This is a genomic window from Streptomyces sp. CA-210063 (genome assembly GCF_024612015.1).
Lineage (GTDB): Bacteria > Actinomycetota > Actinomycetes > Streptomycetales > Streptomycetaceae > Streptomyces.
This window is the reverse complement of record NZ_CP102512.1, coordinates 3014581-3030245: the sequence shown is the minus strand read 5'-3', so window position 1 is coordinate 3030245 and position 15665 is coordinate 3014581. Positions and strand designations below refer to the sequence as shown.

At 71.3% G+C, this 15665-nt stretch carries 14 protein-coding genes; 12 read left to right on the top strand and 2 right to left on the bottom strand.

The genetic code is table 11. The annotated features are described in order from the left end of the window. Positions 1-85: 85 nt before the first annotated feature. Positions 86-499 carry a hypothetical protein gene (locus tag JIX56_RS12910; RefSeq protein WP_257540325.1) on the top strand — a complete coding sequence of 138 codons (414 nt, stop codon included), beginning with the start codon at positions 86-88 and terminating at the stop codon, positions 497-499. A gap of 91 nt (positions 500-590) precedes the next feature. Here JIX56_RS12910 and JIX56_RS12905 read toward each other — a convergent pair whose 3' ends face one another. Next, positions 591-1217 (bottom strand): TetR family transcriptional regulator, encoded by a 627-nt coding sequence (locus JIX56_RS12905; protein WP_257540323.1) that lies wholly within the window; start codon positions 1215-1217, stop codon positions 591-593. A 122-nt stretch (positions 1218-1339) separates the two neighbouring features. On the opposite strand from JIX56_RS12905, the gene JIX56_RS12900 reads away from it, so the two are divergent. The 4 genes from JIX56_RS12900 to JIX56_RS12885 all read left to right on the top strand — a co-directional run bounded on the left by JIX56_RS12900 (position 1340) and on the right by JIX56_RS12885 (position 4897). Next, positions 1340-1504 (top strand): hypothetical protein, encoded by a 165-nt coding sequence (locus JIX56_RS12900; protein WP_257540321.1) that lies wholly within the window; start codon positions 1340-1342, stop codon positions 1502-1504. A gap of 35 nt (positions 1505-1539) precedes the next feature. Then, entirely contained in the window at positions 1540-1827 is a 288-nt protein-coding gene (locus tag JIX56_RS12895) for a DUF4190 domain-containing protein (protein ID WP_257540319.1), read from the top strand. A 387-nt stretch (positions 1828-2214) separates the two neighbouring features. After that, positions 2215-3384 carry a cysteine desulfurase family protein gene (locus JIX56_RS12890; protein WP_257540317.1) on the top strand — a complete coding sequence of 390 codons (1170 nt, stop codon included), beginning with the start codon at positions 2215-2217 and terminating at the stop codon, positions 3382-3384. Between the two features lie 124 nt (positions 3385-3508). Then, positions 3509-4897, top strand: coding sequence for a DUF6777 domain-containing protein (locus tag JIX56_RS12885; RefSeq protein WP_257540315.1), 1389 nt, complete (start codon positions 3509-3511; stop codon positions 4895-4897). Between the two features lie 176 nt (positions 4898-5073). On the opposite strand, the gene JIX56_RS12880 is transcribed toward JIX56_RS12885, so the two are convergent. Next, complete coding sequence (locus JIX56_RS12880) at positions 5074-5793, bottom strand: N-acetylmuramoyl-L-alanine amidase (protein WP_257540313.1); 720 nt, start codon at positions 5791-5793, stop codon at positions 5074-5076. Positions 5794-5853: 60 nt separating this feature from the next. Here JIX56_RS12880 and mnmA point away from each other — a divergent pair, with 60 nt between their 5' ends. From mnmA to JIX56_RS12845, 7 genes are all read left to right on the top strand, one after another. Further along, positions 5854-6984 (top strand): tRNA 2-thiouridine(34) synthase MnmA, encoded by a 1131-nt coding sequence (gene mnmA / locus JIX56_RS12875; RefSeq protein WP_257540311.1) that lies wholly within the window; start codon positions 5854-5856, stop codon positions 6982-6984. Positions 6985-7199: 215 nt separating this feature from the next. Continuing rightward, the gene (locus tag JIX56_RS12870) at positions 7200-7979 is read left to right on the top strand and encodes a class I SAM-dependent methyltransferase (protein ID WP_257540309.1); all 780 of its coding nucleotides are present in this window, start codon (positions 7200-7202) and stop codon (positions 7977-7979) included. 9 nt (positions 7980-7988) lie between these two features. Next, positions 7989-8528 (top strand): TIGR00730 family Rossman fold protein, encoded by a 540-nt coding sequence (locus tag JIX56_RS12865; RefSeq protein WP_257540307.1) that lies wholly within the window; start codon positions 7989-7991, stop codon positions 8526-8528. Positions 8529-8568: 40 nt separating this feature from the next. Further along, the gene (locus tag JIX56_RS12860; protein WP_257540305.1) at positions 8569-9261 is read left to right on the top strand and encodes an SDR family oxidoreductase; all 693 of its coding nucleotides are present in this window, start codon (positions 8569-8571) and stop codon (positions 9259-9261) included. Positions 9262-9515: 254 nt separating this feature from the next. Then, positions 9516-10562 (top strand): methionine synthase, encoded by a 1047-nt coding sequence (locus tag JIX56_RS12855; RefSeq protein ID WP_257540303.1) that lies wholly within the window; start codon positions 9516-9518, stop codon positions 10560-10562. Between the two features lie 15 nt (positions 10563-10577). Then, the gene (gene ligA, locus JIX56_RS12850) at positions 10578-12791 is read left to right on the top strand and encodes an NAD-dependent DNA ligase LigA (RefSeq protein WP_257540301.1); all 2214 of its coding nucleotides are present in this window, start codon (positions 10578-10580) and stop codon (positions 12789-12791) included. Between the two features lie 227 nt (positions 12792-13018). After that, entirely contained in the window at positions 13019-15382 is a 2364-nt protein-coding gene (locus JIX56_RS12845) for a putative bifunctional diguanylate cyclase/phosphodiesterase (RefSeq protein ID WP_257540299.1), read from the top strand. Positions 15383-15665: the final 283 nt, after the last annotated feature.

The following is a 15665-nucleotide window of genomic DNA, read 5'->3' as shown; positions in this document are numbered from 1 at the left end:
GCACAGCGCGAACCCAACAGAGCCCCAAGCTGCGTTGATTCGATGCCACCCAAGAACTCCCTCATCGTTCTCGGAGTGGTCTCTCATGAAGCGTGCACGTCTCGTCCCCGCCGTCGCCCTGCTGGCGGCCGCACCCCTCTTCCTCGTGGCGTGCGGCTCCAGTGACTCGTCGTCGACCACCTCGACCACCTCGAACAACGGCGACTCCGGCCGGCAGAGCTGCCAGGGCCCCTCGGGCGCTCCGTCCGGAGCTCCCTCGGGAGCCCCGTCCGACGCCCCGTCAGCCAACGGCCAGGCGCCGTCCGGTGCTCCATCCGGCGCGCCGTCGGGCCAGCCGTCCGGTGCGCCGAGCGGTGCCCCCGGCGCCGGCGGCCAGGGCGGGCCCGGCGGCGGGGGCGGCTGTGGCGGCCCCGGCGGTGGTCAGCAGGGCCAGGGCGGCCAGGCCCCGAGCGGGGCGCCGAGCCAGGAGGCCTCGGCCTCGGCGTCCAAGGACGGCTGACCCCGGGTCCGTACGGAAGCGAGTACGTACGCGCGGAGGGCGCGCCCGTTCACCGGGCGCGCCCTCCGCGCGTTGCGGGAGACGGCCGGTGTCAGTCGAGCCAGTGGCGACAGCCGATGGTGATCAGCCGCATACGCCGGCTCGCCAGCCGGGTCACCCGGTCGCGCTCCTGCTCCGGCTCGTCCAGTGCCTCCAGGAACAGCGAGGCGGTCACCAGCATCTGATCGACGTACAGGCCCGCGAGCATCAGCCGGTCGTCGTCGGTCCACCCCCCGGTCTCCGGCCGCTTGTCCAGCTCACTGCGTACCTCATCGGCGAACCGGGCCAGTTGTCCCTGGATGGCGTCCCGCACCGGCTGGACACCGCCGTGGCGCTCGCGCGCGATGAAACGGACGTGTGCGGGGTACGCGTCCACATGGCGGGCGATCAGATCGACGGCGCGCTCGATGAGTTCGTCGCTGTCGCCGATCGCCGACATCAGATCCCCGAGCACCGGATGCAGACTGCCCAGGGCCTCCTCGACCAGCGCCACGCCCAGGTCCGCGGTCGACCGGAAGTGCCGGTAGAACGCGGTCGGGGCGACGCCGACGGCCCGGGTGACCTCGCGAAGACCCAGGCTGCTGAGGCTCTGCTCCTCCAGCAGGCCGAGCGCGGCGTCCATGAGCGCCTGCCGGGTCTTCTGCTTCTGCACCTGCCGGATGCCGAGAGTGTGACTCATGCCATGCAGTTAACAACTGTTCTCCGTAATTGCAAAGCCGGGCGACCCGCTAGACTTGGCAGTCAGTGAACAACTGTAACTACAACCGTTCACCCAACTGTAACGAGAGAGGCGTTCCCCCGATGTTGTTCCTCGTCGCCGCACTTCTGCTGCTGGGTGTCGTCATGGGCACCGTGGCCCATGTGCCGCCGGCGGTCTCGTCGGCCCTCGCGGTCGGCATCGCCCTCTGGCTGGCGGTCTTCGCGTACCGGGAGCGCCACGCCCGCCGCAGCCGCACCACCGACTGACCGCCGCGCCTCAGCCCGTTGGGAGCAGACCCGCCATGCAGCTCACCGCCGCACGCCGGACCGAAACCACCGCCACCACCACCCGCACCCGAGGCCGCGACGCCGACGGCATGGCCGTCGCCTCCTTCGTCCTCGGCCTCCTGGGCCTCCTGGTCCTGAACCTCTTCCTGGGCCCCATCGCCATCGTCCTGTCCACCCTCGCCCTGAAGCGCGGCACCACCAGGCGAGGCCGCGCCTACCTGGGCCTCGGCCTCGGCATCGCCGACCTCGCCATCCTCGCCATCCTGATGCAGACGACGAACACGGTGTCCTGGAGCTTCTGAGCCAGACAGAGGCAGCGACTTACTTGGCCGAGCCGCACTTGCCACCGCGGTCACATCCCGCCGCTGCCGCTGCCGCTGCCGCTGCCGCTGCCGCTGCCGCTGCCCCTGCCCCTGCCGCCTCGGCCGCTGGCGCCGCTGCTGCCGCAGCCGCCCCCTGCTGGCTCCGCTGTGGGCAGTCGTTCCGCAGGGCGATGGGGGCACCTCCCGCTCGAGCGAAGCCGAGAGTGGGGGAGGGTGGGCACAGTCGACAGCGCCGGGTGCCTCGCCGCCAAGCCCCGGTGCAACCCCGGCAAGGCGCAAACCCGCCGCCGACCGCCGCCCCACAAGACCCTCAAGCCCAGCCGGGCCCCAGACCAAGGACACCGGGCCCGTAGAATCGGGCTCACCATGGCTTACCTCGACCACGCGGCGACCACCCCGATGCTCCCCGAGGCGGCAGAGGCCCTGACCGCCCAGCTGAGCGTCACCGGCAACGCCTCCTCGCTGCACGCATCCGGCCGCCGAGCGCGGCGCACCGTCGAGGAGGCCCGCGAAACCCTCGCCGAGGCCCTCGGAGCCCGCCCCAGCGAGGTCGTCTTCACCTCCGGCGGCACCGAGGCCGACAACCTCGCCGTGAAGGGCCTGTACTGGTCCCGCCGCGACGCGGACCCCGCCCGCACCCGGATCCTCGCCAGCCCCGTCGAACACCACGCGGTCCTCGACGCCGTCCACTGGCTCGGCGAACACGAGGGCGCCACCGTCGAGTACCTCCCGGTCGACGCGTACGGCCGAGTCCACCCGGAAACCCTCCGCGAGGCCATCGCCCGCAACCCCGACGACATCGCCCTGGCCACCGTGATGTGGGCCAACAACGAGATCGGCACGATCCTGCCGGTCCGTGAACTGGCCGACGTGGCAAAGGAGTTCGGCGTCCCGCTGCACGCCGACGCGGTCCAGGCCTTCGGTCAGGTTCCGGTCGACTTCGAATCCTCCGGCCTCGCCGCGATGACCGTCTCCGGCCACAAGATCGGCGGGCCGTACGGCATCGGCGCGCTGCTGCTGGGCCGTGAGTACAGCCCCGTACCCGTCCTGCACGGCGGCGGCCAGGAGCGCCATGTCCGCTCCGGCACCCTCGACGTCCCGGCCGTCGCCTCCTTCGCGGTCGCCGGCCGGCTCGCCGCCGAGCAGCACGAGTGGTTCGCCCGGGAGATCGGCGCCCTGCGCGACTCCCTGGTCGAGGCGGTCCGTACGGCGGTCCCGGACGCGATCCTGGGCGGTGACCCCTCCTCGGAAGGACGCCTCCCGGCCAACGCGCACTTCACCTTCCCCGGCTGCGAGGGCGATTCGCTGCTCCTGCTCCTCGACGCCCAGGGCATCGAGTGCTCCACGGGCTCCGCCTGCACCGCGGGCGTGGCCCAGCCCAGCCATGTCCTCCTCGCCACCGGCACCGACCCGGACCTCGCCCGCGGCACCCTCCGTTTCTCCTTCGGTCACACCTCCACGGAGGCGGACGTCGAGGCGGTCGCGAAGGCGATCGGCCCGGTGGTGGAGCGCGCCCGCAACGCCGGGCTGACCTGAAATACGCTCGCCCGAAAGAGTGAAGAGCATGGCCAATACCCGCCCCCACTGGGACCGTTGAGAGCGCGCGCCGGGACCGTAGAGCCCCGGCGCACTCGGGGGAGCACCAACGGGGGAGCGGGCCATGGCACGTGCCGAGCGGGGATTCCGCATGTCCGGACGGCGGGGGGCGGTCAAGTCCCGGCGGCGGGGAACACGTACGTTCACTCTGAGGACCGCCGGCGCGTTCGTCGCCTTCGCCGTCCTCCTCGGATCGATGACGGGCCTGGCCTGTGTGGCCCGTACGGCGGCCGCGGAGGCGGTCGGCTACCTCGCCGAGAACGCCTTCTTCACAGGAGAACTCGGCGACGGCCGGGACCTGGACGGGAACCTCAGCGACCAGGGCGGCTCCCGCAAGGGCGATGAGCGGGGACTCTACGGAGGCAGCACCGAGATCGACGTATGCGATCCAGAGCTGCTGCTCCAGTTTCTGCTGGAGGCCGGCAACGGCAGGAAGAAGACCGCCTGGGCGAAGGCGCTCGGCATCGGCGCGAAGAACAAGAACGTGCGCGAGTACGTCAAGTCCCTCACCCCCTTCGTCCTCGCCAACGACACCCTGGTCGCCAACCACGGTTACAAGAAGGGCGAGGCCAACCGCTACGACGCGGTTCTCGAAGCGGGCACCGCCGTGCTCGTCGACGTGTTCGGGGTGCCGCGTGTGAAGTGCAACTGCGGCAATCCGCTGGGCATCAGCGCGTACGACCCCGACGAGATCAAGGTCGAGTTCGACAACAAGGGCAAGGGCAACAAGCCGTGGAAGGTCAAGAAGGACCAGGTCGTACGGGTCGAGCAGGCCGACGCTCCGCAGCGGGAACTGACCGTCGCCGATGTGGAGGACCCCACCGAGGAGGTGCGGGTCCCGTTGCCTGAGGAGCCCGAGCTGACGAGTGGTGACGACTCCGGGAACGCCGACTCCGGGAACGGTGAGTCGGAGAGCCCGGCCGAGGTCACGATCCCCGAGACCAGGGGCAGGTCCGTGGAGGAGGTGACACAGGAACTGGAGGGCGCCGGTCTCGTCGTGACGACCGAGACCGTGGACGACCCTGATGTGTCCCCCGGCACGGTCGCCGGCACAAGGCCGGAGGGCGGTACCACGGTGGCTGTGGGCGACTCGGTGACTCTGCTGGTCGCGGAGGAGACGACGCCGGAACAGGTGACGGTGCCCGACGTGGTGGGTCGGCCTCAGGCCGAGGCGGAAGCGGAGATCACCGCCGTCGGACTGGTCCCCGTGGTGGAGCCAGAGGCCGTGTCGTCCCCGGACCAGGTGGGCGTGGTCATCCGGCAGACACCGGTCGGCCTCAGCGAGGCCGGGCCCCAGTCCGCCGTAACCCTGGTGGTCGGCACGGATCCGTCGGCCGGCGAGGACGTGGGCGGCACGGACATCGGCGGAACCGGCGAAGTGACGGACGGCGGAACCGGCACGGACGGCGGCGGAACCAGTGCGGACGGCGGTTTCTTCGGCGGCACCGGCTAGCCGGGAGATGCCGGCCACCGGGCCCCCGACTGGCTGATGCGCGTCACATCAGCCCGGGTTTGTGGCACTGCTGTCCCGGCCCCGTCCCGGCGCTGTGACCTGGCTGTCCGCACCCGCACCGGCGGACCGGCGAGCCCGTCGTCGTCGGTGGGTGTCGAGGTGTCGTCGGTCGAACGTCAGGCGGTCGTCGAGGTCTGCGCGGTGGCGGCCGCGCGCACGAGCTTCATGTAGCGGTCCCAGTCCCAGCCCTCGCCGGGGTCCGTGTGGTCCGTGCCCGGGACCTCGACATGGCCGAGGATGTGCTCGCGGTCGAGGGGTATCTCGTACCGCGCGCAGATCCGGGCCGTGAGCCGCGCGGAGGCCTCGTACATCTCGTCGGTGAAGTCCTCGGGGCGCTCGACGAAGCCCTCGTGCTCGATGCCGACACTGCGTTCGTTGTAGTCGCGGTTGCCCGCGTGGTACGCCACGTCCAGCTCGCGGATCATCTGCGTGACGTGGCCGTCCTTGCGGACGATGTAGTGCGCGGCCGCTCCGTGCGCCGGGTCCTGGAAGACCTTCACGGCGCTGTCGAAGCTGCCCTGGGTGACATGGATGATCACCATCTCTATGCCGAAGTCGTCCGGCCGGTCCGCCATCCGCCAGTTCGCGTCCGACGCGGCCACCCACCGGGCCCCGGTGTAGTCGACCTCGCCGTCCTTGCGCGGCTTCTCGACGCCGGGCACCCGCCACCACGCGCGCGTCAACTCGTCCCGGGCCACCACGGCGGTGCCGGCGGCGGCCACGGCCGTGCCGATGAGCAGGGCCCGGCGACCGATGCGCCGCCCCGCGTCCTTGCCGCCGGACGGACCCCCGCCGACATCCCCGGAACTGTTCTTCGAAGCCCGTCTTGTTCCCACGAGATCGTCAACGGATACTCGCGGGCTCCGGTTCCCGGCGCCCCGTACCCTGGAGGGGTTATGACTGAGATCTCGCAGCGCCCCCGCCCCCTCCGTGTCCTCGCCGCCATGTCCGGCGGGGTCGACTCCGCCGTGGCCGCCGCCCGCGCGGCGGAAGCCGGGCACGACGTGACGGGCGTCCATCTGGCCCTGTCCGCGAACCCGCAGTCCTTCCGGACCGGGGCGCGCGGCTGCTGCACGATCGAGGACTCCCGGGACGCCCGCCGCGCCGCCGACGTCATCGGCATCCCCTTCTACGTGTGGGACCTCGCCGAGCGCTTCCGCGAGGACGTCGTCGAGGACTTCATCGCCGAGTACGAGGCCGGACGCACCCCGAACCCCTGCCTGCGCTGCAACGAGAAGATCAAGTTCGCGGCCCTGCTCGACAAGGCCCTCGCCCTCGGCTTCGACGCCGTCTGCACGGGCCACTACGCCCAGGTGATCGTCAAGGACGACGGCACGCGCGAGCTGCACCGCGCCTCCGACATGGCCAAGGACCAGTCGTACGTCCTCGGCGTGCTCGACGACAGGCAGCTCGCCCACGCCATGTTCCCCCTCGGCGACACCGTCACCACCAAGGACGAGATCCGCGCCGAGGCCGAGCGCCGGGGCCTCGCGGTCGCCAAGAAGCCCGACTCCCACGACATCTGCTTCATCGCCGACGGCGACACCCAGGGCTTCCTCGCCGGCCGCCTCGGCAAGGCGGAGGGCGACATCGTCGACGAGTCGGGGGCGAAGCTCGGCACCCACGAGGGCGCCTACGGCTACACCATCGGCCAGCGCAAGGGCCTCCGCATCGGCACGCCCGCCCCCGACGGCAAGCCGCGCTACGTCCTCGACATCTCCCCGGTCAACAACACGGTGACGGTCGGCCCGGCCGCCGCCCTCGACGTCGACGCCCTGACCGCGATCAAGCCCCGCTGGTGCGGCGCGGCCCCCACCGGCCCCGGCACCTACACCGCCCAGCTCCGCGCCCACGGCGGCGAGACGGAGGTCCGTGCGGAGCTGGTCGACGGCGAACTCCAGGTCCGCTTCACCGAGCCGGTCCGCGGCGTCGCTCCCGGCCAGGCGATCGTCCTGTACGACGACACACGCGTCGTGGGCTCGGCGACGATCGCGTCGACCACGCGCGCGCGGATGGGAGTCGCGTAGGGCCATGGCCCCGATCGTCCCTCCCCGGGTAGCCGTCTTCGCGTGCGCGGCGCAGGCTGCTGGTGAGCTCTCGAGCTCTTCCAGGAGGCCGTAGCGGCCGCAGGGGGACGTAGGAGGTTGTCATGACAGCCACGGATCCGTCCGGACAGGCCGGAAACCCGTCCCGAGACCCGTCCCGAGACCCGTCCCGAAACCGTCGGAGTCTCACGCACCGGATGCGTTACGCCCTGCGCCATCCCAAGCGCGTGCCCGCGCACGCCCAGCGGGTGGTGCGGGACACGTGGCTGCAGCTGAAGCACCGCGACCACATCGCGTACTACCGGGCCGTCATGGCCGCCGACACCGCACGCAGCCCCGAGGCCGCGGTCGGGCACAACCCCTCCGTGGAGAAGTGGGAACGCATCGGACGGATGCAGTTCGACTACCTCCTGCGGCACGGTCTGGAGCCCCGGCACCGGATGCTGGAGATCGGCTGCGGGAACCTGCGGGCCGGGCGGCTGTTCATCGACCACCTGGACGTCGGTAACTACTACGGGATCGACATCTCGCCGGCCATCCTCATGGAGGCCCAGCGCACCCTCGCGCGAGAGGGTTTGCAATTCAAGCTCCCTCATCTGGCGCTCGTCGCCGACCTCACGTTCGCCTTCCTGCCCGCCGGCCACTTCGACGTCGTCCACGCGCACAGCGTGTTCTCCCACTCCCCGCCGCACGTCATCGAGCAGTGCCTCGCACATGTGGGCCGTGTCCTGGCCCCCGGCGGCTTCTTCGACTTCACGTTCGGCCGCACCGAGGGTCCGGAACACCAGGTGCTCCATGAGGACTTCTACTACCGGACCGAGACCCTGTTCGAACTCGCCCGGAGACACGGCCTGTCCGCCCGCTTCATGGACGACTGGGAGGAACTGCCGCACCTCCAGTCGAAGATCCGGGTGACGGTGGCCGCGGGGCGGGAAGCCGGTGGGCAAGAGGGCCCCGATGTCGGTGGCGCCCCCTAACGTGGACCCATGAACATCTGCGTCTTCCTCTCCGCCGCCGATCTCGCCGACCGTTACACACGCCCCGCGCGGGATTTCGCCAAGCTGATCGGCAAGGGCGGGCACACCCTGGTGTGGGGCGGTTCGGACGTCGGGCTGATGAAGGTGGTCGCCGATGGTGTGCAGGAGGCGGGCGGCCGGCTGCTGGGTGTCTCGGTCGAGTTCCTGGCGGCCAAGGCGCGACCGGGTACGGACGAGATGGTGATTGCCCGGGACCTCGCCGAGCGCAAGAGGCTGCTCCTGGAGAAGGCCGACGCGGTCGTCGTCATGGTCGGCGGGACCGGCACGCTCGACGAGGCGACCGAGATCCTGGAACTGAAGAAGCACGGCCACACCGACAAGCCGGTCGTGCTCCTCAACACCGCCGGCTTCTACGACGGCCTGAAGGAGCAGTTCCGGCGCATGGAGGACGAGGGTTTCCTGCCCCGCCCCCTCACCGACCTGGTCTTCTTCGCGGAGGAGCCGGTGGGGGCGATGGCATATCTGGAGGAGAGTCGCGGCGTGGCGTGAGCTGTTTTTCGTCCCGCCACGGTGATGCGAGCATGACGGTATGGCTACTCATGTGATCACCGGGGCGGGTTCCGGCATCGGCGCGGCCGTCGCCCGACGGCTGCACGAGCGCGGGGACGACCTCGTGCTGCACGCGCGCGACGCGGGGCGGGCGAAGGAACTGGCGGCGGCGTTCCCGGGGGCGAAGACGCTGGTCGGCGACCTGGCCGACCCGGACAAGCTCTCCTGGGCCTTCTCCCACCAGACCCTGCCCGACCGGGTGGACTCCTTGCTGCACATCGCGGGGGTGGTCGACCTCGGCCCGGTCGGCGAGCTGACGCCCAAGACCTGGCGCCACCAGCTCAATGTCAACCTCGTCGCCCCCGCCGAGCTGACCCGCCACTTCCTGCCCCAACTCCGGGCCACGCGGGGGCACGTGGTGTTCGTCAACTCCGGCGCCGGCCTCAACGCCCACGCCGACTGGTCCGCCTACGCCGCCTCCAAGCACGGCCTCAAGGCGTTGGCGGACTCGCTGCGGTGGGAGGAGCACGGGAACGGGGTGCGGGTCACCACGGTGTACCCCGGCCGCACCGCCAGCCCCATGCAGGCCAAGGTGCACCAGCAGGAGGGCAAGGAGTACGACGCGTCTCGATGGATCGCCCCCGAGTCCGTCGCGACGACGATTCTCATGGCGCTGGATCTGCCCAGGGACGCGGAAGTGAACGACCTGACGGTCCGGCCCGGGAGCGCCTAGGAGCTCGGGTGCGCCTGTGGGTCGGCGGGTGCGGGTGGGTGGGGGCTGGTCGCGCAGTTCCCCGCGCTCCTGAAAAGCAGGGACTGCGCCCCGTGCTTTTCGGCCCGCAGGGCCGTGTCCTTTAGGGGCGCGGGGAACTGCGCGACCAGCCCCCACCCACCCGCAGACAACACACGGCCCCGGGGTCGAAGGGGCGGAGCCCCTGGGATGGGACGGGTAGGGGCGGCGGGGGCGGAAAACGTAGGCTTCGGAACGTGAACGAAAACTTCAGCTTCGGCCCCGCCACCGGCATCGGTTCCCTGCCCGGCGGCGACGCCCGAGAGGCCGCCAAGACCGTCACCGGGACGTTCGAGGGGCCGGAGACGGGGATGCCGTATCTGCCCGAACTCCCCGCCAGGGGCCCCGGCGCCGACATGATCGGCAGAACCGCAGGGATGCTGGTCGAGCTGTACGCGCGCGTGGAGCCCAGCGGATGGCGGCTCGGGGACCGGCCGGGGCGGGACACCAAGCGGTCCAGGTCGTGGCTGGGCGAGGACCTGGACGCGCTGGAGGAGTTCACCCAGGGGTACGAGGGCCCGCTGAAGGTGCAGGCCGTCGGACCGTGGACCCTCGCCACCGCGCTGGAGCTGAGGAACGGTGAGGCGGTCCTCTCCGACCCCGGTGCCTGCCGGGACCTCGCCGGCTCGCTCGCCGAGGGGCTGCGCCAGCACCTCGCCGAGGTGCAGCGACGCGTACCCGGCGCCCGGATCGTGCTCCAGCTCGACGAGCCGTCCCTCATGGACGTCCTGCGCGGGCAGGTGAAGAGCGCGAGCGGCTACCGGACCCACCGCGCCGTCGACCGTCAGCTCGTCGAGTCCACGCTCCGGGACGTCATCGGGGTGCACGCCCCGAAGGGGGAGACCACAGAGGGCGACACCCCACAGAGCGCGGTCGTCGTGCACTCCTGCGCCCCCGACGTCCCCTTCGCGCTCCTCCGCCGCGCCGGTGCCACCGGCATCTCCTTCGACTTCTCGTTGCTCACCGAGCGTGACGACGACACGATCGGGGAAGCGGTGGAAGGGGGCACGAAGCTGTTGGCCGGTGTCGTGCCGACCACGGAGGACCCGTTGTCAGACCCTGCCGGTAGCGTCATGGGTGTCAGGACGCTGTGGCGCAGGCTGGGGCTGCATCCGGGGCTTCTCGCGGAGGCGGTCACGGTCACTCCGACGTGCGGGCTCGCGGGGGTCTCCCCGGCGTACGCGCGCCGGGCGCTCGCCCACTGCGTCAAGGCGGCGAGATCTCTCGCGGACAACCCAGAGTAACGGGAGGACAACACGGTGGCCGGCGACAAGGACGCACAGCCCACATTGGTACCCGCCGAGGCAGCGGTGCCCGCCGAGGCACGCGAGAAGCACGCGCGGCTCGCCGAGCAGATCGAGGAGCACCGCTTCCGGTACTACGTGAAGGACGCTCCCGTCATCGACGACGCGGAGTTCGACCGCCTCCTGCGCACCCTCGAAGGCCTGGAGGAGGAGTATCCCGAGCTGCGTACGCCCGACTCACCGACCCAGAAGGTCGCGGGCGCGTACCAGACGGAGTTCTCGGCGGTCCAGCACCGCGAGCGCATGCTGTCGCTCGACAATGCCTTCACCGACGAGGAGTTGGCCGCCTGGGCCGAGCGCGTCGCGAAGGACGTCGGCACCACCGACTACCACCTGCTGTGCGAGCTCAAGGTCGACGGCCTCGCCGTCAACCTCACCTACGAGCACGGCCGCCTCACCCGCGCGGCCACCCGCGGCGACGGCCGCACCGGCGAGGACATCACACCGAACGTCCGGACGATCGCGGAGATCCCGAACCACCTGACGGGCGAGAAGGTCCCGGACCTCGTGGAGATCCGCGGCGAGGTCTACTTCCCGATGGAGAAGTTCGAGGAGCTCAACGCCCGCCTGGTGGAGGCCGGTGACAAGCCCTTCGCCAACCCGCGCAACGCGGCGGCCGGTTCACTGCGGCAGAAGGACCCGCGCGTCACCGCCACCCGTCCCCTCCACATGGTCGTGCACGGTATCGGCGCCCTGTCCGGTTTCGACGGCCTCACCCGCCTCTCCGAGGCCTACGACCTGCTCAAGTCCTGGGGCCTGCCCACTGCCCGGCACAACACGGTGGTCGACGACCTCGACGGCGTACGGGAGTTCATCGCCCACTACGGCGAGAACCGCCACTCCGTGGAACACGAGATCGACGGCGCGGTCGTCAAGCTCGACGAGATCCCCCTCCAGGGCCGCCTCGGCTCCACCTCCCGCGCCCCGCGCTGGGCCATCGCGTACAAGTACGCGCCGGAGGAGGTCAACACCAAGCTCGTCAACATCCGTGTGGGTGTGGGCCGTACCGGCAGGGTGACGCCGTACGCCCAGGTCGAGCCGGTCACGGTCGCGGGCTCGGAGGTCGAGTTCGCCACCCTGCACAACCAGGACGTGGTCAAGGCCAAGGGCGTCCTCATCGGCGACACGGTCGTGCTGCGCAAGGCCGGAGACGTCATCCCGGAGATCCTCGGCCCCGTGGTCGACCTGCGCGACGGCACCGAGCGCGAGTTCGTGATGCCGGCCGAGTGCCCGGAGTGCGGTACGCCGCTCGCGCCCGCCAAGGAGGGCGACGTCGACCTGCGCTGCCCCAACTCCCGTACCTGCCCGGCCCAGTTGCGCGAGCGGCTCTTCTATCTCGCCGGGCGCAAGTGCCTCGACATCGAGAACTTCGGATACGTCGCCGCCGCCGCCCTCACCAAGCCGCTGGAGCCGTCCGAGCCACCGCTCGTCGACGAGGGCGACCTCTTCGACCTGACCATCGAGCACCTGCTGCCCATCAAGGCGTACGTCCTCGACCAGGACAGCGGCCTGCCCAAGCGCGACCCCAGGACCGGCGAGGAGAAGATCGCCACGGTCTTCGCCAACCAGGAGGGCGCGCCCAAGAAGAACGCGGTCGCGATGCTGGAGAACATCCAGGCGGCCAAGGAGCGGCCGCTCGCCAGGATCCTGACCGGCCTGTCGATCCGTCACGTCGGACCGGTTGCGGCGGAGGCGCTCGCGCGCGCGTTCCGTTCGATCGACCGCATCGAGCAGGCCACCGAGGAAGAGCTCAAGGACACCGACGGCGTCGGCCCGATCGTCGCCGCGGCGGTCAAACAGTGGTTCGCCGAGGAATGGCACCGCGAGATCATCCGCAAGTGGAAGGCCGCCGGCGTCCGCATGGAGGAAGAAGGCTCCGGCGAGGACGAGGGGCCCAGGCCCCTCGAAGGGCTGACGGTCGTCGTGACCGGCACGCTCGAACACCACACGCGCGACGGGGCCAAGGAGGCGCTGCAGAGCCGGGGCGCCAAGGTGACCGGGTCGGTGTCGAAGAAGACCTCATTCGTCGTAGTCGGTGAGAATCCGGGCTCCAAGTTCGACAAGGCGATGCAGCTCAAGGTGCCCGTCCTGAACGAGGACGGCTTCGCCGTGCTGCTCGAACAGGGACCGGACGCGGCTGCGGAAGTCGCCCTTCCGACCGAGGAGTAGGGGTTGAAGGCCACCCGTTCGGCGCATACCAGATGCATACGGGTGGCCGGTCGCATTCGGGCAACCGACGTCGACCGCTGCCCGTGGAAGCCTTGTGCGGCCTACTGTTGAGGTGTGCGCCTGCCGTGCCCGGACGCGTGGTGGGTTTTCGGACGCGGCGCCGTTGAGGGTTGTCGGGAGCGACGGGCCGCGTGGCGCGGGCACCGCCGGCTGTGAGAGGGACGGGAATGGAACCGACCGAGAGCGTCGCCCCGGACTCACGGCTGCGCCTGCGCCGGGTGTCCGGGGCCTGGCGACGGGGGCGCTCCCTGCTCATGGGGGGACGCCCGTTCGAGGGAAGCCGAGAGCGGGGTCCCGGGCAGGAGACGACGGCGGACTCCAGGGTCGGGACAGGCCGGCCGACGGGCCGTGCGGGCGCGAGCGCACGCGGACCCCTCGTACCGGGCCCGGCACAGCTCACCGCCGGCACGGCGGTCGGCACGGGCGGCGCCCCTTCCCTCACGGGCGCGCTCAGTGAGGGCCGCGGACACGAACTGCCGGAGCACGACGCCGAGCGGCACATGTCCTGGCCCGCGCTGCCCGCCGTGATCGTGGGCCTCGCGGGCGCCATCCTGGGCGCCGGCTTCTACCGGGCGTTCGCCGGGCAGCACGCGCTCTTCCCGTCCGGAGCCGTCGGCTGGTCCCTCGCCCTGCTGACCGGCATCATCGTCGGCCATCTCGTCGCCATGGGCCGCGCCCGCTGGTGGGGCGGCACCGGCTCCGGCGCCGCCCTCACCCTCGCCGTCCTGCTGCTGTACGGCTGGGTGGCCGCCGGGATGGTCAGCCTCACCGTCGTCGTCCTCGTCGGCATCGCCCGCCGGGGCCGCTGGCGGCAGGGCGTGCTGCACGGCGCGGTCGACATCCTCGGCATCGGCGCCGCCGCGCTCGTTCTGAGGGTCTTCGGCCGGGTCCCCTCGGTGGAGCGGCCCTGGGACCCGGAGTACTGGAACCTCTATTCGGCGCCCCAGGTGGCGCTGGTCGCCATCGCCTATCTCGTGGTCAGCCGCGCCCTGCTCTGGTATCTGGCCGCGCCGCGCGGCGGTCTCCCCACCGTCGCGCGTACGGCCCTGGTCAGACAGGGGCTCGTCGCCGTCGCGCTGCTCGGCATCGCGCCGCTCGTCTGTGTCGTCGCCACCGCCCAGCCCCTGCTGCTGCCGCTCTTCGCGATCCCCCTCATCGCGCTGGACTCCACCCTGTGGATAGCCCGCGCCCGGGCCGAGGAGCAGCTGCGCGACCCGCTCACCGGACTGCCGAACCGGCAGTGGCTGCTGGAACGGACCTGGACCGCCCTGGACGACGCCGAACGCATCGGGGCGAGGTCGGCACTGATGCTGATCGACCTCGACCGCTTCAGGTCTGTCAATGACACGCTCGGGCATCTCGCGGGCGACCGACTGCTGTTGCAGATAGCGGATCGGCTGCGGGTCGCCCTGCCGCGCGGAGCGGAGGCCGCACGGCTCGGCGGTGACGAGTTCGCCGTACTGCTGCCCGTCGCCGACTCCACGACGTCCGCTTCGCGCGTCGCCCGCAATCTCGTCGCCGCGCTCGGCTCACCGCTCGACCTCGACGGGCTCACCCTCGTCCTGGAGGCCAGCGCCGGGCTCGCCGTCTTCCCCGACCACGCGCTCGACGCGGAGGGGCTGCTGCGGCGCGCGGACGTGGCGATGTACCAGGCGAAGGTGGACCGGACGGGCGTCGAGGTCTACGAGTCCAAGCGGGACTCGAACACACCGGACCGGCTCGGTCTCCTCGGCGATCTGCGGCGTGCGCTGGACGCGCAGGAGGTCGAGCTGCACTACCAGCCGAAGGTCCGCTTCGACGGGCAGGTCGCGGGCCTCGAGGCGCTGGTGCGGTGGGTGCATCCCGAGCGGGGGAAGGTGCCGCCGGACGAGTTCATAGCGATCGCCGAGTCGTCCGGGCTGATGCCGCATCTGACGGAGTACGTGCTGGAGACGGCGCTCGGTCAGGTGGCGCGGTGGCGGGCGCAGGGACTGCACGTCCCGGTCGCCGTGAACGTGTCCCCGCGCGATGTGCATACGCCCGGCTTCGCCGGGGCGGTGGCCGCGCGGCTCGCCCGCCATGGGGTGCCCGCCGGGGCGTTGCAGTTGGAGATAACCGAGCATGTGCTGCTCGAAGACCCCCAGCGGGCCGCGGACACCCTTGCCGGGCTGACCGGGCACGGGGTGAAGATGTCGCTCGACGACTTCGGGACGGGATATTCGTCGCTCGTGCATCTGCGGCGGCTGCCGGTGAGCGAGCTGAAGATCGACCGGTCGTTCGTGGCTCGGCTGGCGATCGACAACGAGGACGCGGAGATCGTGCGCTGCACGGTCGATCTCGCGCATTCGCTCGGGCTGCTCGTCGTCGCGGAGGGGGTCGAGGACGACGAGACGTGGGAGCGGTTGCGGGATCTGGGGTGTGATGCGGTGCAGGGGTGGCTGGTCGCTGCCGCTATGCCGCCGGAGGAGACCACGGCGTGGCTGCGGGCGCGGGGGTCACGGGGGTGGCAGCGGCCGGCTGCGGCGTTGCCTGCGGCGACGGCCGACGAGTAGTTTCCTCGCCCCCGCCGCCCCTACCCGTCCCATCCCCAGGGGCTGCGCCCCTTCGACCCCCGTCGCGTGCGTTTTTCGGCTGCGGGTGGGTGGGGGCTGGTCGCGCAGTTCCCCGCGCCCCTGAAAGAAGAAGCACGGGGCGCAGCCACGGCTTTTCAGGGGCGCGGGGAAGTGCGCGAGCAACCACGAATCACCCGCAGTCGCCCGATCACAGGCGTCCCGAGCCATGAGGCGCCCGGCCCGGCGGCGCAGCGAGCGGCGCGCGCCCCATAGGATTGGCGCC

What these genes read in the sequence shown, in the direction of transcription:
- JIX56_RS12910 (WP_257540325.1), top strand. Translation starts at nt 86, where the DNA reads ATGAAGCGTGCACGTCTCGTCCCCGCCGTCGCCCTGCTGGCGGCCGCA.
- JIX56_RS12905 (WP_257540323.1), bottom strand. Translation starts at nt 1,217, where the DNA reads ATGAGTCACACTCTCGGCATCCGGCAGGTGCAGAAGCAGAAGACCCGG.
- JIX56_RS12900 (WP_257540321.1), top strand. Translation starts at nt 1,340, where the DNA reads ATGTTGTTCCTCGTCGCCGCACTTCTGCTGCTGGGTGTCGTCATGGGC.
- JIX56_RS12895 (WP_257540319.1), top strand. Translation starts at nt 1,540, where the DNA reads ATGCAGCTCACCGCCGCACGCCGGACCGAAACCACCGCCACCACCACC.
- JIX56_RS12890 (WP_257540317.1), top strand. Translation starts at nt 2,215, where the DNA reads ATGGCTTACCTCGACCACGCGGCGACCACCCCGATGCTCCCCGAGGCG.
- JIX56_RS12885 (WP_257540315.1), top strand. Translation starts at nt 3,509, where the DNA reads ATGGCACGTGCCGAGCGGGGATTCCGCATGTCCGGACGGCGGGGGGCG.
- mnmA (WP_257540311.1), top strand. Translation starts at nt 5,854, where the DNA reads ATGACTGAGATCTCGCAGCGCCCCCGCCCCCTCCGTGTCCTCGCCGCC.
- JIX56_RS12870 (WP_257540309.1), top strand. Translation starts at nt 7,200, where the DNA reads ATGCGTTACGCCCTGCGCCATCCCAAGCGCGTGCCCGCGCACGCCCAG.
- JIX56_RS12865 (WP_257540307.1), top strand. Translation starts at nt 7,989, where the DNA reads ATGAACATCTGCGTCTTCCTCTCCGCCGCCGATCTCGCCGACCGTTAC.
- JIX56_RS12860 (WP_257540305.1), top strand. Translation starts at nt 8,569, where the DNA reads ATGGCTACTCATGTGATCACCGGGGCGGGTTCCGGCATCGGCGCGGCC.
- JIX56_RS12845 (WP_257540299.1), top strand. Translation starts at nt 13,019, where the DNA reads ATGGAACCGACCGAGAGCGTCGCCCCGGACTCACGGCTGCGCCTGCGC.